The organism is Streptomyces sp. JLBJ103 (assembly GCF_058215575.1).
On the sequence record NZ_CM177089.1, the window covers coordinates 6,550,928 to 6,568,652 of the forward strand.

General features: G+C 67.8%; 18 protein-coding genes and 2 pseudogenes. 10 read left to right on the top strand and 10 right to left on the bottom strand.

Annotated features, from left to right (window positions below):
• Positions 1-67: 67 nt before the first annotated feature.
• Positions 68-637: a transposase gene (locus AC4BEG_RS28875; RefSeq protein WP_490702648.1), complete on the bottom strand. Its 570-nt coding sequence runs from the start codon at positions 635-637 to the stop codon at positions 68-70.
• Between the two features lie 1,403 nt (positions 638-2,040).
• On the opposite strand from AC4BEG_RS28875, the gene AC4BEG_RS28880 reads away from it, so the two are divergent.
• The 3 genes from AC4BEG_RS28880 to AC4BEG_RS28890 all read left to right on the top strand — a co-directional run bounded on the left by AC4BEG_RS28880 (position 2,041) and on the right by AC4BEG_RS28890 (position 3,910).
• A complete protein-coding gene (locus tag AC4BEG_RS28880; RefSeq protein ID WP_490702649.1) occupies positions 2,041-2,778 on the top strand; it encodes a hypothetical protein in 738 nt (245 codons plus the stop codon).
• 197 nt (positions 2,779-2,975) lie between these two features.
• Positions 2,976-3,563 carry a hypothetical protein gene (locus AC4BEG_RS28885; protein ID WP_490702650.1) on the top strand — a complete coding sequence of 196 codons (588 nt, stop codon included), beginning with the start codon at positions 2,976-2,978 and terminating at the stop codon, positions 3,561-3,563.
• Complete coding sequence (locus AC4BEG_RS28890) at positions 3,560-3,910, top strand: hypothetical protein (RefSeq protein ID WP_490702651.1); 351 nt, start codon at positions 3,560-3,562, stop codon at positions 3,908-3,910. Before AC4BEG_RS28885 ends, AC4BEG_RS28890 begins: the two co-directional genes overlap by 4 nt.
• A gap of 309 nt (positions 3,911-4,219) precedes the next feature.
• On the opposite strand, the gene AC4BEG_RS28895 is transcribed toward AC4BEG_RS28890, so the two are convergent.
• Complete coding sequence (locus AC4BEG_RS28895) at positions 4,220-5,161, bottom strand: integrase core domain-containing protein (RefSeq protein ID WP_490707240.1); 942 nt, start codon at positions 5,159-5,161, stop codon at positions 4,220-4,222.
• Here AC4BEG_RS28895 and AC4BEG_RS28900 point away from each other — a divergent pair.
• Positions 5,090-5,263 carry a hypothetical protein gene (locus AC4BEG_RS28900; protein ID WP_490707343.1) on the top strand — a complete coding sequence of 58 codons (174 nt, stop codon included), beginning with the start codon at positions 5,090-5,092 and terminating at the stop codon, positions 5,261-5,263. The two genes, AC4BEG_RS28895 and AC4BEG_RS28900, sit on opposite strands and share 72 nt — an antisense overlap.
• A gap of 284 nt (positions 5,264-5,547) precedes the next feature.
• On the opposite strand, the gene AC4BEG_RS28905 is transcribed toward AC4BEG_RS28900, so the two are convergent.
• The 5 genes and pseudogenes from AC4BEG_RS28905 to AC4BEG_RS28925 all read right to left on the bottom strand — a co-directional run bounded on the left by AC4BEG_RS28905 (position 5,548) and on the right by AC4BEG_RS28925 (position 10,544).
• Entirely contained in the window at positions 5,548-6,285 is a 738-nt protein-coding gene (locus AC4BEG_RS28905; RefSeq protein ID WP_490702652.1) for an HAD family hydrolase, read from the bottom strand.
• Positions 6,282-7,279 (bottom strand): annotated as a pseudogene (locus AC4BEG_RS28910) (alcohol dehydrogenase catalytic domain-containing protein). Before AC4BEG_RS28910 ends, AC4BEG_RS28905 begins: the two are co-directional and overlap by 4 nt.
• Positions 7,276-8,160: a carbohydrate ABC transporter permease gene (locus AC4BEG_RS28915; RefSeq protein WP_490702653.1), complete on the bottom strand. Its 885-nt coding sequence runs from the start codon at positions 8,158-8,160 to the stop codon at positions 7,276-7,278. The pseudogene AC4BEG_RS28910 and the gene AC4BEG_RS28915 overlap by 4 nt, the downstream one beginning before the upstream one ends.
• Positions 8,157-9,116 (bottom strand): carbohydrate ABC transporter permease, encoded by a 960-nt coding sequence (locus AC4BEG_RS28920; protein WP_490702654.1) that lies wholly within the window; start codon positions 9,114-9,116, stop codon positions 8,157-8,159. The genes AC4BEG_RS28915 and AC4BEG_RS28920 overlap by 4 nt, the downstream gene beginning before the upstream one ends.
• Positions 9,117-9,194: 78 nt before the next feature.
• Entirely contained in the window at positions 9,195-10,544 is a 1,350-nt protein-coding gene (locus AC4BEG_RS28925) for an ABC transporter substrate-binding protein (protein WP_490702655.1), read from the bottom strand.
• Between the two features lie 681 nt (positions 10,545-11,225).
• Here AC4BEG_RS28925 and AC4BEG_RS28930 point away from each other — a divergent pair.
• Together AC4BEG_RS28930 and AC4BEG_RS28935 are read left to right on the top strand one after the other, a co-directional pair.
• Positions 11,226-11,594 carry a hypothetical protein gene (locus tag AC4BEG_RS28930; RefSeq protein ID WP_490707344.1) on the top strand — a complete coding sequence of 123 codons (369 nt, stop codon included), beginning with the start codon at positions 11,226-11,228 and terminating at the stop codon, positions 11,592-11,594.
• Positions 11,549-11,818 (top strand): annotated as a pseudogene (locus AC4BEG_RS28935) (4-hydroxy-2-oxovalerate aldolase); the annotation flags it as partial. The gene AC4BEG_RS28930 and the pseudogene AC4BEG_RS28935, both read left to right, overlap by 46 nt.
• A 179-nt stretch (positions 11,819-11,997) precedes the next feature.
• Here AC4BEG_RS28935 and AC4BEG_RS28940 read toward each other — a convergent pair.
• Together AC4BEG_RS28940 and AC4BEG_RS28945 are read right to left on the bottom strand one after the other, a co-directional pair.
• Complete coding sequence (locus tag AC4BEG_RS28940) at positions 11,998-12,354, bottom strand: hypothetical protein (RefSeq protein ID WP_490702656.1); 357 nt, start codon at positions 12,352-12,354, stop codon at positions 11,998-12,000.
• Entirely contained in the window at positions 12,351-12,620 is a 270-nt protein-coding gene (locus tag AC4BEG_RS28945) for a hypothetical protein (protein WP_490702657.1), read from the bottom strand. The genes AC4BEG_RS28940 and AC4BEG_RS28945 overlap by 4 nt, the downstream gene beginning before the upstream one ends.
• A 1,386-nt stretch (positions 12,621-14,006) precedes the next feature.
• Here AC4BEG_RS28945 and AC4BEG_RS28950 point away from each other — a divergent pair.
• Together AC4BEG_RS28950 and AC4BEG_RS28955 are read left to right on the top strand one after the other, a co-directional pair.
• A complete protein-coding gene (locus AC4BEG_RS28950) occupies positions 14,007-14,936 on the top strand; it encodes a hypothetical protein (protein WP_490702658.1) in 930 nt (309 codons plus the stop codon).
• A gap of 73 nt (positions 14,937-15,009) precedes the next feature.
• Complete coding sequence (locus tag AC4BEG_RS28955) at positions 15,010-15,387, top strand: nuclear transport factor 2 family protein (protein ID WP_053663874.1); 378 nt, start codon at positions 15,010-15,012, stop codon at positions 15,385-15,387.
• A gap of 72 nt (positions 15,388-15,459) precedes the next feature.
• On the opposite strand, the gene AC4BEG_RS28960 is transcribed toward AC4BEG_RS28955, so the two are convergent.
• Complete coding sequence (locus tag AC4BEG_RS28960) at positions 15,460-16,581, bottom strand: IS630 family transposase (RefSeq protein WP_490702659.1); 1,122 nt, start codon at positions 16,579-16,581, stop codon at positions 15,460-15,462.
• Positions 16,582-16,992: 411 nt separating this feature from the next.
• On the opposite strand from AC4BEG_RS28960, the gene AC4BEG_RS28965 reads away from it, so the two are divergent.
• Positions 16,993-17,325 (top strand): hypothetical protein, encoded by a 333-nt coding sequence (locus AC4BEG_RS28965; protein ID WP_490702660.1) that lies wholly within the window; start codon positions 16,993-16,995, stop codon positions 17,323-17,325.
• Between the two features lie 22 nt (positions 17,326-17,347).
• Positions 17,348-17,659 carry a pore-forming ESAT-6 family protein gene (locus tag AC4BEG_RS28970; protein WP_490702661.1) on the top strand — a complete coding sequence of 104 codons (312 nt, stop codon included), beginning with the start codon at positions 17,348-17,350 and terminating at the stop codon, positions 17,657-17,659.
• Positions 17,660-17,725: the final 66 nt, after the last annotated feature.

Here is a 17,725-nt window from a genome sequence, read left to right on the forward strand (position 1 = left end):
TGCGGGGCCCGCAGTTGCTGTCCCAGACCAGAACAACTCTGATGGGCTGGGTGTGAGAGGAGCCGTATCACAGGCAGGTGTGCTCGGCGAGGAACACGGTGTCGATGTGTCCGTAGCGGCGGACCTTGGTTCGGTGCCAGTCCAGCAGCTGGGAGAGATCGGTGGGTGTCCCCAGGCGTGGGCCCCGGGTGCGCGGGCGTCCTTTCTTGCCCGTGCGTGGGGGCGGGAGTTGGTGCGGCGCGGAGGTGACCTTCAGCCGGCTGGTCCAGGTGGTCTGGGGGCTGAGGCCGCGCAGGTGCTCGCCGACGTAGGCGGCATCTCCAACTGTGTGCAGGGTGCGGTCGGGGAAGTGGGCGGGGAGCAGTTCGGTCATCTCGCGGGCCAGGGGGATCTTTCCGGTGTGTCTGGGGCGCCACAGGCGGGCCAGGACCGGCAGGCACACCGGCCGGGTCAGGAACGGCACGGTCACCACGATCCCGGCGACGATCCAGCAGTTGCCGAAGCCGGCCGGGCGCGGCCCTTTCGCGGCGCCGTCGTGCTGCCAGGCCGCGCCGAACATCTTCTTTCCCGACCGTTTGAACAGGGTGTCGTCGACCGCGACCTGCAGCGGTGCACCGTCCGGGAGAAGGCGTGCCACGACTAAAAGCCGCCAGGGCCGGGCCGGCCTCGTCGGGCGACCAGCGGGTGGTGGAGAACAGTCGGTGACACCGGGCGTGGTGCCACACCCGCTCCAATCCCGTGTCCAGCAACATCTCGCACACTGTGCGGCGGCGAGTCTGCGCGATCAGCCCGGTCAGCGGAACGCAGAACGTGCGGAACGTCGGAGCGGTGAAGCAGGAACGGCAGACAGCCGGCAAAGCGGATAGGGACGGCGGTATCGTGCCCACTGGAAGCATCGGCGGATCACTCTCAACTGGGTGAAACAGACACCGCCGATGCTTCTGTCTCTCCGTCACATTCCATGAGCAGTACGGCCCCGCGCCACCCGATCGAGCGCATCAACGCACACCCGTTCACCGACCCGGTGATCCCAAAAGTGCAAAACACGAGGGGTCATTGGGCCGGTCCTTCCAGCACCGGCCGGCCCAATGGCCGGCCCCCGGCGATCAACCGGTGCATCTGTTCTCCTTCGCCCACCAAGAGCTGCAACAGGGCGCTGTGAAGGGCATCTCCCGGGCGGCGCTGGAGAGGTACCGCGCGCGGGTGCACGCCTTCACCGACGCCTGGCACGAGGCCAGCTGGCCACCCGACACACCGGAATACGCCCTCGTCGGCTACCCGCAGATGCTGCGTAATCTGGCGGCACCACTCGTCTCACCGCACTGGCGACCGATGCGGTGCGGCACGAGAGATTGTGGGAGACCACGGGCTCCGACACCGAGGCGCTAGCCGAGATCGCCGACGCCATCCGTCTCCACCGGGCCGCCACCGACCCAGACCTGCAGGCGTGTGTGCTGCTGGCTCACCGCCGCGACGAGATCCGCGGGCATGTCGTCAGTATCCCCGACGACGTCATCGAGACCTGGGCGATCGCAGGGCATGTACGACGTGCCCTCACGCTGACCCAGGTGGCCCATGGTTCGCGACAGATTCCCGACCTCGTCAGACGGATCCTCTTCGGAGGGAGAGCAGACCACAACACCGCGTCAGTCGTAGGGTCGGTGGCCCGCCAACTCCTGAGCCCTGTCCAGGACGCCAGGGAACTACGGGACGTCGCCGATGCCCTCTGCGGCGCCGGATACCCTCAGCAAGCCGCAGACATCGCCCGGAACATTGCCAGGCCCGACCGGCGCGACGACGCCCTCGCGGCCATCGTCGGTGCGGTGGCCAGGAGCGGAGCCCCCCGACAGGCCGCCGAACTCGCCCGCGGCATCGCCGACCCCGACCGGCAGGTCGGAGTTCTCGCTTCCGCGGCCAGGGCACTGGCCCAGTCGGGGCGCCCCGAGCAAGCCGTGGAGCTTGCCCGAGGCATCGTCGCCCCCGAACGGCGGAACGGAGTCCTGGGCTCGCTGTCCGCCGCTGCTGCCGAAGCCGCGGACGATGAGCAGGCCAATGTGTACGCCCCCACTCCTCACGCGCTCGGGCTGGCAAGCCCGGATCCCGGCCGAGGCCGTCGAGGGCGACCATTTCGCGAAGGACCAAGAGCAAGCAGCCGAACGCGCCCGCGGCATCTCTGACCCGGACCGACAGGCCAAAGTTCTGGGCGCCATAGCCAAGAAGTTGGCCCTGAGTGGATTCCACCGGCAGGCCACCGAACTTGCCGACGAAGCCGCTCGCCTAGCTCGCGGCATCGTCAACCATGACGAACGGGACAGAGCGCTCACGGTCGCTGCCCGGGCTGTGGCCCGGAAGGGGCACCATGCATTGGCCGCGGAACTCGCCCGCGCCATGGCCGACACCGACCGGCGCGCGAACACCCTGGCGGCTGTCGTCGCGCTCATGGCCCACGCCGGTGCTGGTCAGCAGGCAGTCGAACTCGCCGACGAGGCGGCAGAGCTTGCCCGCGGCGGGACCGTCCTCGGGCCGAAGGCCGCACTGCTGGGGGTCGTCGCCGAGGCCGTGACACTCACGGGACGTCACGAGCAGGCAGCTGAACTTGCCCACACAGCGGCCATGCTCGCCCACGAATCCAAAGGGTCCGGTCAACCTGCGAGGGCCCTCACGCTCGCCGCGAGGGCCATGGCGCGCACCGGACGCTATCGGGAAGCGATTGACATCGCACGAATGGTCACCGAACCCGACTTGCTGGATGGGGCTATGGTGCCGTTGCCGTTGTGATTGCGCACGCGGGGCATCCCAGGGAAGCGATCGAACTCATAGGAACAGTTGACGCCCCCGACCGGAAGGCCAAGGCACAGGCAGCCGTCGCCACGGCCCTGGCCCACGCGGGATGTCACCGGCAAGCAGTCGACCTCGCCCTGGGCATCACCCGGTCGACCAGCCGGGGCAGGGCTCTGACCGTCATAATCAGGACCATGGCCCGAGCAGGGTACCGGCAGGAGGCCGTTGAACTCTCCCGGACAGCCGTCGACCTCGCCCACGAGGCGGGGGATCCGAACTGGCGCGCCCGAACGCTGGCGACCGCCGCCGAGGTGCTGACCCACGACGGGCACCACGAGCAGGCCGTCGGTTTCGCCCAGGCGGCCGCCGAGCTCGCCCGTACGCTCAAGGACCTCGGCCGACGCGTGACGGCACTGACGGGCGTCGCCCGTGCCCTGAGCCGCGCGGGGTGCCGGGACCAGGCCGAAGTTGTCGGGCGAGAAGCCGTCAACGCGGCCCGCACGCTCAAGGACCCCGGACAACGGGTCAAGACGTTGACGTCCACGGCGAGAAAGTGTCGGGACATCCTCGACGGGCGTGTGCTCCTGGCCGAGGCACTCGACATCGGCCCTTTGCAGGAGGTGGTCGCTTGCCTGCCCGACATTGCGCCGGAGACCGTGGAACTTCTGACTCGACTGATCACCCCAAAACGTCCGGGGACCGACCCTGGGCACACGGCCCAAGCGGGGACAGCGGCAGCACACCGGCTTGGATACGACGACGAGGAGGAGATAGGCCGATGAGCGCACGGCAGCGACTGGTGGCCAGCCTGACGGGACTGGCGGTGGCGGTGCTGGCCGGGGTCTTCTGCTTTCTGAGCTGGGACCGGGCCAACCAGGTCGCCGGGATCGTCTCGGCGCTGGTGGGCGTCGTGGCCCTGGGAACCGGGGTCCTGGCTCTGATATCGGGCCGTGACGGGGCGGTGCGGATCGCGAACACCGGTCCGGCTACCGCGGTCGGGGTGGGCTCGCAAGCCAACACCGGTCTGACCGTTCAAGGGAGTGTGCACGGAGGCGTGGAAGTCGACGGGACCGCAGAGGCACGGGCCGAGAACGGCGGCCGCGCGAACACCGGCTACCACCAGCTTTGACGCGGTGTGGGAACTGCGCCGTCCGTCCGGGGTGGCGAGCAGGCTGGGCGGCTCGCTTGGGTGACCTGCTAGGTCGACAGCGCTGCGGGTGCCGATACATCATCCGTGCAGGTCAGGCCGCGTGTTGGTATTCCTGGGGGTAGCGGGCGGCATGGGGCGGCTTGCTTCAGGGCCCTGTGCGGGCGGTGTGCGTTGTAGAAGGATTCGTACTCGCGCAGGGCGTGGAGGAGGTGTCGCTGGTTCCAGATCAAGGTCCGGTCCAGGAGCTCCCTGCGGCAGTGTGGGTGCCGATTATTACATCCGAGCTGGTCAGGCGGCATGTTCGTAGGTGTGGAGAGTGCCGCCGAGTTGGTCCTTCCGTCGGATGTCGAGGCGGTTGGGCTGTTCGGGATTGGTGAGGGGATGGGGGAGTGGGCGCAGGGGTGCTGTGGCGTGGAGGGTGCGGTGGGGTCGGTGCTGGTTGTAGAAGGTTTCGTATGCGCGGAGCGCGTGGAGGAGGTGCGCTTGGTTCCAGATGAGGGTGCGGTCGAGGGGTTCGGTTCTGCAGGAGCGGATCCAGCGTTCCATTACTGCGTTCATGCGGGGTACGCGGATACCGGTCTTGATGATTGCGAGGTCTTCGTCTTCGAGTGCAGCGTTGAAGGCATCCGTGTATCTGCTGTCGCGGTCACGGATCAGGTGCTTCACCGTCGCGCCTTCCTCGTGGAGGTCCATGGCGAGGTTCCGGGCGAGTTGTGTGGTCCAGTCTGTGGTGGGGTGGGGGGTTGCGCCGGGGACGCGGATACGCCGCGTGGCGTGTTCGATGACGGCGAAGATGTACAGGCGTGCTCCGGTCGGCGTCCGGGTTTCGAAGAAGTCGGCGGCAGGTATTGCGTGTGCTTGGCCGCGGGGGAAGGTGGTCCAGGTCTGGCGGTCGCGCTGGGGTGCGGGATCGATGCCGTTGTGCTGGAGGATCTCCCATACCGTGGAGGGGGCTGATTTGATCCTGAGGGTGGCGAGTTCGCCGTGGATTGTTCTGTATGCCCAGCTCGGGTTTTCTCGGGCCATGCGCAGGATGGGGGTTTGGATGGTGCGGTGGGTGGGTGGCCGTCCTGGCCGTTTGGGGCGGGAGGCGTTGGCGTGGCGGCGGCGTAAGAGGTCGCGGTGCCGGCGGAGGACCGTGTCGGGGGAGACGATCAGATGAAGTCGCTGGAGTGTGGTGCGGGGGAGTCGGTGGAGCAGGGTGGCGAGGAATATGCGGTTGGGCGGGATGAGCCGGGGTTTGGCGACCTGGCGTTGAAGGACGGCCAGTTGGTGGCGCAGGGTGAGAATCTCGACGTTCTTGTCAGTGTCGCTCATCGGCAGGAGCCGTAGGAGAGCGAACACGTTGGTAAGTGTGAGGTAGAGGAGTCGCAGCAGCGCGATGGATCATCCTGGCGTACCCAGCCCGGTGACTCTCAGCCGCATCCTTAATCCTGCAGGTCACAGCCTACGGATGAGGTTTTCGGCACCCACAACGCGGCCGCCGGCACGGTTCGGGAGCGTGCTGATGCCGCTGCTGAACCGGAAGTTCGGCCGCAGAGTGAGGGCGATCGGCAACAGCGAAGCGTACGTGGCTCTTTGACCGAGGTGCCGGGCGTCCACCCCGCCACTGTCTGTCAGACCACGAGCCGCAGCACGTCCGCCAGGCCGCGCTCACCGGTGCGGTGTTCCGCCGGCAGGATGTAGGTGCGCAGACCGCAGGCGGTCGCGCCGCCGTCGCGAACCGGGTTGTCGCCGACCATCAGGGTGGCGCGGGGATCGACGCCGAGGTCGGCGCAGGCTTTGAGGAACAGCTGCGGGTCGGGCTTTTCGCGGCCCTGCTCGTAGGAGATGACACAGCTGTCGATCAAAGCGTCCAGCCCGTGGTGGGCGAGGTGGGTGCGCAGGTCCCAGGCGAAGTCGCTGACGATGGCGATGCGCAGTCCGCGTTCGCGCAGGGCGCGCAGGACCGGTTCGGTGTCGGGATAGGGGACCCAGGCGTCCGGGGCGGTGAGTTCGCGGTAGGCCGCTTCTTCCGCGCCGCGCAGGAAGTCCGCCTGCTCCCACCATCCCCGCATGGCGCGGCGGTGCTGTGCGGAAGAGAGATCGCGGCCTTCCTGGAGGGCGATGACGGAGGACAGTCGGAAGGCGGCGCGCAACTGGTCGGAGATCTTGGCCACCGCGCCGGGCTCGTCCAGCGCGGCGAGGCGGTCGCAGGCGGCGCCGATCCGTCGCAGCCATGTCTCCAGGTCGATCATCTGGAAGATGGTGTTGCTGAAGTCGAACAGTACGGCCTGGACCGGGGGCACGGGCGCGGCCATCTCGACGTCGCTGGGGCGGTAGGCGCTCGGTGTTTCGAACAGGGTGTGGATCACGGGGAGGACTCTTCGGGCTCGACTGTCTCGACGGGGACTCCGGGGTCGCCTATGGCCGCGAGTTCCGCGTCGGGGGTGCCGGTGTCGGTGATGAAGACGTCCGGGTCGATGACGCCGGTGGCGAAGAGGTCCGCGGCGCTTCGAAGCTGTGCGGGACGGCCATGGAGCCGGTGATGGTGATCTCTTCGTTGTAGATCCTGTAGGGCTCGATGGTCGCGCGGGCGGCGGGGGAGGCGACGCCGAACCGCTGGTGGATGCCGTGCTTGCCGACCCGGCCGAGGGCATTCTGGATGGCCTGGGCGTTGCCGGTGGCGTCGATGACCACGTCCCAGCTGTGCCGCGGCCGCTCGAGTTCGTCGGCGGACATGGCGTATGCGGGGCAGCCCAGTCGTAGGGCGGTGGTGAGCCGTTCGGCGTTGAGGCCGACGACGTCGATCGGGCGGCGCTGATGGCCTTGGTGAGCTGGAGCATCATCAGCCCTATGGTTCCGGCGCCGTTGACGGATACGCGGGAGGCCAAGGCGGCTGCGTAGGACGTCGTAGCCGTGTACCTCGCAGGACAGCGGCTTGGTCGGGGCCGCGTCCTCGGTGCGCACGCCGTCGGGCAGGACCGTGTGGTTGGCGACGGGAGCGGCCACGAACTCGGCGGCGGCGCCGGGATGAGTGACGCCGATGGCCGCGTACCGCTCGCACGGGTTGTTACGGCCGAGGCGGCGGTAGTGGCACTCGGAGCAGTACAGGTTCGGGTCGGCCGCGACTTCGGTGCCCACCGTCAACTGGGTCACTCGGGAGCCGACGGCGATGAGGTCTCCGGCGAACTCGTGGCCGGGGACGATCGGCAGGCTGGGAGCGTGCTTGCCCTGCCGGATGTGCGGGTCGGTGCCGACCAGCCGGCACGCGGCCACCTGGATGACGGCCTCGCGAGGGCCGGGGGCCGGGTCGTCGACGGTGGTGAGTTCCACCTTGCCCGGCCCGGCGATGACGGTGGCCCTCATTTGACGGCTCCCAGGGACAGGCCGCGCACGAGCTTGTCCTGGGCGGCGAAGCCGGCGATGAGGACGGGAAGCGACACCAGCGTGGCCGCCGCGCACAACCGGGCCAGGAACAGGCCCTCGTTGGTGATGAAGCCGACCAGGAACACCGGCGCGGTCGACGCCTGCGTCGCGGTGAGGTTGACGGCGAACATGAACTCGTTCCAGCTGAAGATGAAGCAGATCAGTGAGGTGGCGGCGAGTCCGGGCATGGTGACCGGCGCGACGACCCGCCACAGCACGGTGAACAGGTTGGCCCCGTCGACCTCGGCCGCCTCCAGGATCTCCTTGGGCACCTCGGCGAGGAACGAGCGCATCATCCACACTGCGATCGGCAGGTTCATGGCGGTGTAGAGGACGATCAGCGTCCACACGTTGTCCAGCATCCCGATGTCCTTGACGATCAGGTACACCGGCAGCAGGGCCGCGATGGCCGGGAGGAACTTCGTGGACAGGAAGAAGAACATCACGTCGGTCCACTTCTCGACCGGCTTGATGGACAGCGCGTAGGCCGTCGGCACCGCCAGGGCGAGTACCAGCAGCGTCGAAATGACGCTGGCCATGGCCGAGTTGAGGAGGAAGGGAGTGATGTCCCGGCTGAACAGCGTTTTGTACTGGTCGAAGGTGAGCAGGGCGAAGGGGGACGGCGGGTTGGTCGCCGCGTCCGCCTCCTGGTGGAAGGAGGTGAGCACCATCCACGCCACCGGCGCGAAGAACGCCAGCGTGGCGAGCCAGGCGACGAAGGTCCACAGCGGTGACAGCCGCGGCGCACCACCGTGGTCGTCGTGACGGCGAAGGAGCTTCTTGAGCCTCGCCCCGGGGGCGGCGACTGCTGCGTGAGTCATCGGGATATCTCCTCGCGGAACAGCGACGCGATGGTGCGCAGCGCGAAGGTCGCGATCACGATCGAGCCGAGCACGACGACGACACCGGCGGCGGCCGCCTCGCCGTACTCGTACTTGCGGAACATGGTCAGGTAGATCTCGTAGGGCAGGTTGGTCGTCTGCGAGCCGGGACCGCCCTGGGTGATGGAGTAGACCGCGTCGAAGGTCTGCACCACGTAGATCGTCCCGAGCAGGATGCCCAGCTCGAGGTACTGGCGCAGATGCGGCAGGGTGACGAAGCGGAAGATCTCCAGGGCCGACGCCCCGTCGACCCGGGCCGCCTCCAGGACGTCCCCCGGCTGTGCCTGGAGGCCGGCCAGGAGGATCAGCATCATGAACGGGGTCCACTGCCATACCAGCGAGGTCACGACGGCGGGCATGGGGTAGGAGGACACCCAGTCGACCGTGGGGCCGTGGTCCGCGCCGAAGAACTGGTAGACGGCATTGAGGGTGCCGTTGAGCAGTCCGTAGTCGGGGTTGTAGATGGCGTGCTTCCACAGCAGCGCCGAGGCGACCGGCATGATGAGGAACGGGGCGATGAGCAGGGTGCGCGCCAGCCCGCGGCCGACGAACCGGCGGTCGAGCAGCAGCGCCAGACCGAGTCCGAGGACCACGCTGATGAGCACCACCGACGCGGTGAGGACGATGGTGTTGAGCACCGCCGCACGCAGCCGCTCGTCGGTGAAGACGAACGCGTAGTTGGACACGCCGGTGAAGTGCCGGTCTCCCGGCCTGAGGATGTTCCACTGGAAGGTGGAGATGACGAGCGTGGCCAGGAAGGGCAGCTGCGTGACGATGATGGTGAAGATCAGCGCCGGCAGCAGCGGGATGCGGCGCTTCCACTTGCCGATGCCCGAGCGCGTCCGACGACGGGTGGGCGGTGGTGCTGTCTTGGGGGGCGCGGTGAGCGTGGTCATGGATGGTTCCTCTGCCGGTGACGGCCGGGGCCGGGGAAGCGGTGCCCGGCCGGGCCGAGGCCGGCCGGGCAGTGACGGTCACTGGTAGTTCTTGGCGACTTCCTCGGCGAGCTTCTGGCCGTCGCTCAGCGCCTTGTTCACGCTGGTCTTTCCGGCGATGGCGGCGGAGATCTCCTGGGTGACCTTGGTTCCCAGGTCCTGGAACTCGGGGATGGCCACGTACTGGATGCCCACTGTCGGCCTGGGCTGGACGCCCGGGTTGGACGGGTCGGCTCCCTCGATGGACTTCAGGGTGATGTCACCGAACGACGAGGCGGCCTTCTGGTACGCGGGGAGCTCGTACGTGCTGGCCCGCTTGCCGGCCGGGACGCGCGACCAGCCGAGCTTCTCGCCGACCAATTTCTCGTACTTCTTGCTGGAGGCCCACAGCATGAACTTCGAGGCGGCGTCGGCGTTCTTCGTGGTCTTGGGCATGGCCCAGGCCCAGGCCCACAGCCAGCCGCTGCTGTCCGTCTCGACGGTCGGTGCGTAGGCGTAGCCGACGTGACCGGCGATCTTGCTGGAGCTGGGGTCCTCCAGCGAACCGGCCGCGCTGGTCGCGTCGTACCACATCGCGACCTTCTTCTGGCTCATGGCGTTCAGGCACTCGGTGAAGCCGGCCTGCGCCGCTCCCGCCTCACCGTGCTTCTTGACCAGGTCGACGTAGAAGTTCGTCGCCTTCTTGAACGCCGGGCTGCTGACCTGCGCCTTCCAGCCCTTGGTGAACCAGGTGCCGCCGAAGGTGTTGATCACACTCGTCAGCGGCGCCCCGAGCTCGCCCCAACCGGCCAGACCGCGCAGGCAGATGCCCCGCATCCCCGGCTCGGCGCGGTCGACCTTGGCCGCGATGTCGGCGATCTGCTGCCAGGTCGGCCGCTCGGGCACCGTGATGCCCTTCGCCTTCATGACGTCCTTGTTGTACATGAGGAAGGACGACTCGCCGTAGAACGGCAGAGCGTAGAGCTTGCCGTCGGAGCCGGACAGCGACTTGACCATCGGCTTGAGCAGGTCGGCCCTTTCGAAGCTCGCGTCTTTGTCGGCGTAGGAGCCAAGTTCGTGCAGCCAGCCGTTCTTGGTCCAGATGGGTACCTCGTATGCGCCGATGGTGGCGACGTCGTACTGGCCGGCCTGGGTGGCGATGTCCTGGGTGACCTTGTCGCGGAGTTCGTTCTCGGGAAGGACCGTGAAGTTCACCTTGATGCCGGTGTCCTTCGTGAAGGTGCTCTTGGTCAGCTTCGCGATGTCCTCCATCTGCGGGTTGCCGACCATCAGCACGTTGATGCTCTTGCCGCTGCCCGAGGACCCGCCGGCTCCGGCTCCGGAACAGGCGGTGGCGATGAGGACGGTGGCGGCGGCGCCGGCGATGAGGGCGTATCTGGTCGATCGCATGACGGGGGACCTCTCGTACGGGTGGCTCAGGAAACGGCGCAGGGGCTCCTACGGCGGCGCCGTGCGTCGGGAGCAGCCGATCAGCGGGGCTCGTCGGGACCTCGACTGAGGTTCGGCTGGGGAGGGAGGGGTGGATGCAGCCCTGGGGTGTCGGGCGCGGTATCGATGGCGGAATTATTAGCAGAAGACTGCACGTTTGTTAACACATCTTGCGAGAGAACTTCTCCGAATCTATCGTCGATCGTCTCGCAGGGGGTGCGGGGCGCAGGGAGTGCGGGACTCCTTCGCCCCTCCACCTCCGGTCGCCGCCACGGCGGCTGATGACCAGGTCACGGGCGGAGTACCGAACTTCCGAGCACCGTTTTCTCGTAGACGTCCACGCAGGTTTGCGGGGCTTTGCCGCCCGGCAGCGGCCTACCCGGTCCGAGTTGGCGTGGATAGGGCACATGGCCGGTCGGTGGGGCCATGGAGTGATGGGCCGGCCAGAGCTCGCCGTCGGCGGACGGATTGTGATGCGGTGGCCCGGAACAGTACGGCGGGCGGCTGAAAGCGGCAGCCGGCGGAGGGTGCGTTTGACGATCAGGAAGCCGGAACCGGCGAGGGCCGGGCAACTGCCCGACCCTCGCCGATCCTGAGGCCGTCCGGTGGGCGGCCGGGCTGCTGAGAGATGGCTGGGCTGCGGTGTTCCTGGCCCAGGAGCCCGCACGCCACGGCCGTCTGCTGCCATGGCGTCCCGGCGAGGCGGGCCGCACGCCGCCGGGCGAGCCGGCGGAAGGTGTCGGCCGTTACTCACCCGAGCTGGTGCTGCCGCACGGGCGCGGGGTGCGCCGCCGTACGGTCCTGTGGGGTTCCAGAACACGGCTCGCTGGCGAGGACCATGTCGAACGACCTGCTGAACTGGTCGGCCCGGTCGCCTACGAGGACGTCGAACTCGGATGCGCGGTGGCCGAGGTCCATCAGGAGACCGCGGGCCTGTTACGTGGTCCACGGCCCGTCCGGGTCGCCTGTTCGCCCTCCAGGACGCCGCCGACGACCTCGTCCGCCCACTGAGAGACCGCCCGGTGCAGGTCGACCGCGAGACGCTCACCCTCGGCTACGGAGGCGTGTACTCCTCCTTCCTCCGCCACGCCGAGATCGCCGCCCAACGCTATGGCGTCGACGCCCGCACCCTGCTGCTCGAGGTCGGCCGCCGTGGCCTGGTCGGCGGCCAGGAGGGCATGATCGTCGACATCGCCCTCGACCTCGCGGCGGTCGAGGTGACACCGGCGAGGTGACCTCCATCTGACCGCTCGCCACACGGCTATTTCAAACCCACACTGACGGCAGACACGAGCGGCACAGGGTTCCCTAACAGGGCCGTTGTGTCGACCTGTGAACTTGCCCGGCCCTTTCGGCGAGCGCAGCCAAGGCAACATGGTCGCGGTCCGGGGATGCCCGACTCGTGGGTCTGTTCTCAGGAGGTGGTGTTGCTCAGGTCCTGGATGCGGGCTTGTAGCAGGGGAAGGATTTCGCTTGCGGCTCGTTCGACGGAGGTGGCGAGTACTTCGGCGTTGAGCTTGCGGTGTGGTACGTGAGCGAGTTTGTCGCGCAGGGCGATGGGGCCGCTGTATGCCTGTGCCACGGTGCCGTGAGATGCCTGTTTGAGCATTTCGCCGAAGGTGAGCATGCAGTAGGCCAGGGCGAGGAGGCGCTCGTTTCCTGGCTTGGGTGTTCCGTCGTGGAGGATTGAGCGGGCTTGGTCGAGTGCTGTCGTTGCATCGGTCAGGCGTAGCAGCTCCCGGTTTTCCCGGTCAGTGCGGGTGTGGGTCACGCCGCCCCGCGCAGGTCGTTCAGAGGTTCGGTTTCTTCGACTTCCACGCCGGGGCCGCGTGGGACGACTTCTACGAGGGCGCCGAGGATGCTGGAGAGGTCTGTTTCGAAGGTGGTGATGTCGAAGTAGGAGCGGTCGGCGTCCAGGGTGGCTACGAGTTCTCCGGGCTCGGTGCTCAGGGCGAAGGAGTGCAGGCCGTGGCGGCGTCCGAGTTGGCGGATGGTCGTGGCGTTGGCGCGGAGCTTTGCGGTGGTGGCCGGCCTCACGGATCGTCCTCCTTGGCGCTTTCGGGCACCGGAATCGACGGGAGCCAGAATATAGGAGTGTGGTAGCAGGATGGGCCTGCTCGGGAGGGGTGCTGGGAGCGGTGTCCTCTTGCTCCGTACGGTGGTGTACGGCCCCAAGGCGTGCTGCTACGGAGTGATACGGATCGTCGCGGAGAGTTGCCGCGCTGGGGGTCAAGGGGTCGCAGGTTCAAATCCTGTCGTCCCGACTAGCGTTTTCGCAGGTCGGAGGCCGTTTCCGCGGGTAGCGGAGGCGGCCTTTGTCGTTCCCGGGCTGGGAGCGATGGGGAGCCCTCTGGGAGCCCTCGTGCTCCCAACTCGCAGATGGGTCAATCCTGTCCGGTTTGTCTGTCACCCGATCCGGTCGACCTGTCGCGCGGTATGGCGCCGCCGCGCGCCGTCGTCAACCGTAGGGCGCGAAGGTCGCCCTGCCGGTATGAATGCCCTCGCCATCGAGAGGCATAAGGACCCCTTGACGGCTCCCGACCCCCTTCCGGGGTGGGAGCACGGCTTCTTGCTCCCCATGCGACAAGGGAGGCCCGACCACATTGGCGACGCCGGGCGGCCGTCTTCGCAGGCCAGTGATCACTCGGGCTCTCCGGTCGCCTGATACTTGCCACGCCAAGGCAAGGCAAAGCCCCTTTGCGCTGGGCGGCAGACGGGGCACTCCCAGGGCGTGAGCGCCGTAGTCGGCTCTGTAGCGCCGTAGCGAGACATCCGGGAGAGGCTTCAGGGGAGACAAAATAGTGTGCCAAACAGTCCCCGATGAGAGGTCGATGGGGTGGCGTCGGGACGCATCACTTGCACGGTGGGGTGTTCGTGCGTTCTTGCTGACTGGGGGGTGGGTGCGGTTGGCGAAGTAGGTATGGCATGTGGCTGAGTTCCGCTTCAACGTTTAGTGGCCGCCAGAGCATCGACGTGGTGGTCTGGCAAACGTGCAGGTCAAACGGGGTCATCCCTCAACGGGGCCGACCCCGTCTACGTACCCGCTGCTGGATCGGCGCTGGATCGAGCTGACGGCATGTCAGCTGGATTGAGGTGTGTCCGGGTACGGATTTCGTCGTCACAGGCCCTCGTAGGGGCGTTCCGGGGCGCTGACGGCGCGCCGCGCATGGGCCCGCGCCGGGCCTCCGACGGGGGCCACGCCCGGCGGTGCCGGGCGGGTGGCGCTGCCTTGCGCTGGTTCGAGTACTGCGGTGATCCGTGGCCGGTGAGGAAGCCCATCGGCCTGCCGGGACGGTGCTTGGCCGCAGGTTCGAGTCCCCGGCAGGAGCCACAAGCGAGGGCTGGTCGTGCCGCCCCCGCTGTGACCTGCGGAAATCCCCTGGTCGTGACGATGTTGGTGCGTCTACCGAAGACGCGGGTCGCATGACGCGCAGCGTGCGCGACCTCGCCGCGTTCCTCGGCTCGGGCGCCCAGGCCGTGGGCAACCATCTGGCCAACACGCCCGGGGTGGCCAACGCGTACCGGGTGCTCACTTCCGACGGAAAGGTCTCCGACGGCTTCCGCTGGGCACCCCAGGACACCGGTGGCGACATCCGCGCCCGGCTGACCGCCGACGGCGTCCGCTTCACGATCTCCGGAGCCGCCGACCCGGCACAGCGTCTCACCTCTGATGATCTCGCCCTGCTGGCCGCCGGAACCGACGAGGACCAGACGGACGGCGAGGACACCGCACAGGGCACTGCGACAGGCGACCAGGACGAGGAGACACGCGCCGACCGGTTCTTCCGTCAGCTCGCGGCGGACGATTCCCCCGAAACGGTGGAGGCGGTGCGCGTACTCCTCGCGCACTGGGAAGCGCTCGGCGGCTGGATCGGCTACGGCGCGGGACACGTCACCACCAGCGCAGCCCTCATGCTCGGAGAGGCAGGCGGACCGGGACGCGGCCTCTGGCCGCTGACGCTCTACCCGGGCAGCGGCCGCGGCGGCACGGCCGAGGTGGTCTTCCAGCACCTCGCGGCGCGCGAGCCGTTCACCGACCGCGCTCTGCGAGCCGAACTCCTCAGGCGCCTCAACGAACTGGAGGGTGTTGACATCCCGGAGGGCAAGCTGGAGCTCCGGCCCAGCTTCCGGCTGTCCCTGCTGGAGAAGGACCACAACCGCAAGCTGCTCACCGAGACCTGGCCTGGTTCCGGGACCGCTGGGAGAGCCGGGACGTGTCCTGAAGGGTGGGCCGGACTCGGGGAACCCGACGGGAACACCTGCGTTACCCCACCGTTGACGCGCCCCACAGGGAATACTCGGCCAGACCGTCTCCCCATACGGTGGGTGAGGCTCACAGGGCTAGTGCTGTGACCGGGATGGTCCACCGTGATCGGAAGGCGGCTCGCGGGACGAGCGCACGCGCAACGGCTGGTATTACTGGGGCATGCAGGAAGAGACGGCACGCTCCGCGATCGACACGTTCATCTCCGCGTTTAACGCCTCGGACGACAGCTATGTGACTGCCCTGCTCTCCCAGGCCCTGACTTCAGACGTGGTCTTCTGGGGGCCGTTGGGTCGCAGCGAAGGAATCGCGGCGGTCGAGCGGTTCGTGCTGGACATCCGGCGCCACCCGGCGGGGACCGGCACGATGGTGCGCTGCTCAGCGGTGGACATGCCTGACGAGTGGGCCCGGTACCAGTGGGTCTTCACCACGCCGGATGGAGGCCCCCGCCTGGCGGGAACGGACGTCGTCCATCTGCGGCGGAGCCTCATCGACCAGGTCATCGTCTTTGCGGGGGAAATCAAGCCGTCCGCCTCCTGAGTCGTCCTTCTGTCGCTGTCCTTCTCGTGAACTTGTCCCTTTCGGCACTCCGGGGCTGCGGTTCGCGGTCGGTCAGGCTGCGGCGTTGAGAGGGCGTCCGCCCCAGCGGATGCCCTTCTCGCTGCGGATGCGGGCGCGTTCCTTGCGTTGGGCGGCAAGTACGTCGGGGTGGCGGGCGTTGGCGTTGCGCCAGCGCAGGTAGCGGTGCAGTGCCTGGGTTTGCGTGGGGTGGCTGCGGTGGTGGGAGTTGGCCAGGGTGAACTGCCGCAGCGGGCCGAAGTGGGCCTCGATCGGGTTGGCCCAGGATGCGTAGGTCGGGGTGAAGCACAGCTCGACCTTGTTCTTCTTCGCCCAGCGGCGGATGTCGGCGCCGGTGTGGGCGGAGAGGTTGTCCAGGATGATGTAGATCGGGGCGCCGTCGGGTCGGGCGGCGCGGGTCGACTTCAGCGCGGCCAGGGTGTTGGCGGTGCCCTTGCGGCGGCGGTTGACGCCCCACAGGCGGTCGTCGCCCACGGAGTAGCAGCCGTGGAAGTAGGTGACGCCGTGGGTGCGGCGGTAGGTCGCCGGCAGCCGGTTTGGCTTGCCCTGCTTCGCCCAGCAGGAGCCTGCGGTGTGCCGGATCCCCAACGGCCCGAACTCGTCGAAGGCGAAGACCCGGTCCGGGAAGCGGTCCAGAACCTGCTCGATCCGGTCGAGCTTGGCGTCGCGATGAGGGTCGGGTGATTCCTTCCATGTCTTGGTGCGCTGGAAGGTGATGCCGCGGCGCCGGAGCAGGCACCGTAAGGCTTCACGGCCGATGCGGATGACACGTCCGTGCACTTCCCGCAGGTAGGCGGCGAGTTTGCGGATCGACCAGCGGGTGAAGGGCTGGCCGAGCCTGGTGGGGCGGGTGGTGGCCGTCCGGATGACGAAGTCCTCGTCGTCAGGGGTGAGCAGGCGGGGACGGCTTCCCGCCCACTGAGGGTCCAGGCAGGCCAGGCCGATCTCGTTGAAGCGGTGGATCACGTCGCGCACGGTGTCCTCATCGGCCTGGACCAGCTGGGCGATCACCGGCACCCGGTTTCCGCCCGCCGAAGCGAGCAGCATTATCGCCCGCCGGTAACGCACCGAACTCGTGCTGCCCCGGCGCACGATCTGCTTCAGCTTCTGCCCCTCCTTGTCGGTCAATCTGCGTACACGGACAGGCTCAGCCACCGCGCCTCCAGCGGTCGAATGGACGTCACCGCACATCCAACCGTCACGACCACCAACCTGGCGAACCTACGCGGTCACAGCACTAGACGTCGGCGAGCGAGCAACAGCCCCTGCCCGGACTCGTCGTCCACACCGACCTCAGGTTTGGGCAGGCGATCGCCTCGGCATCGGTGGTCTCGATATGCATGGCCGCAGCGCCCATCGTCGCAGGTCATCCCCGACTTCGGCCCCGCCGTGTACCTACCCACCGTCGAACTCGGTTGGCGTGAGACAGCGCACGGCGACTCTGGCTGGTTTCGCGTTGCGCCTGCAACAAGGCCGTTGATACAACTGATCGACATGCTACGCACGTGACGTGCAGGTATGCCGTTACGAGCAAACCGTCGAGGTTTGCGATCACGGGGTGGGTTCATGAAGTTCGACATGGGGTCGACGACGCTCTCCGAACTGGGCAAGCGCACGACCTCGTCCAGCGATGATCTGGGGTTGCTGAGCGGGCAGTTGGTTGCCGCAGCTGAGCCGCTGGAGGGCAAGTTCAACGGCGCGGGTAAGGCCACGTTCGACTCGTTCAAGGTCCGTGCGGATGAGATCGAGGCCGCATTGAACAGCTCGCTCCAGGCCATCCTGACCGGCCGGCACGGAATGGACACCGCGTTCACCGCCGGCACCCAGGAGCAGGCCGACAACGCCCGGCAGAACATGAGCGCGGCCAACTTCGACGCCGCCCGATTCGGCGGGCGCTGAAGGACACGGGGGATTTCGAGGCATGGGCCAGAACCAGGACCGCAACTCCTATGACATCGGCGCTTCCATCGAGGTGCAGACCAACCTGAACAGCGTCATCGAGCGCCTGGAGCAGGTACTCGGCCAGCGCGATGCCGCGGTCAAGACCGCGATGGCCGACTTCCGGGCCGACGGGGTCTCCGAGGAGTACCACGGCAAGGAACAGCGGTGGAACCGAGCCGCCAACGAGGTCCGCACCATCATCCAGTTGCTGCGCACCACGCTGGAGAAGAACGACAACACCGCCCATTCCACGCTGGCGAAGGCGAAGGCCTCGGTCGACAGCATCGGCTGAGCCGCGGCTCGGCAAGGGCAAGACACCAACGGGGCCGCGTCCGGCACGCCAAGCGCGTACGTCGGA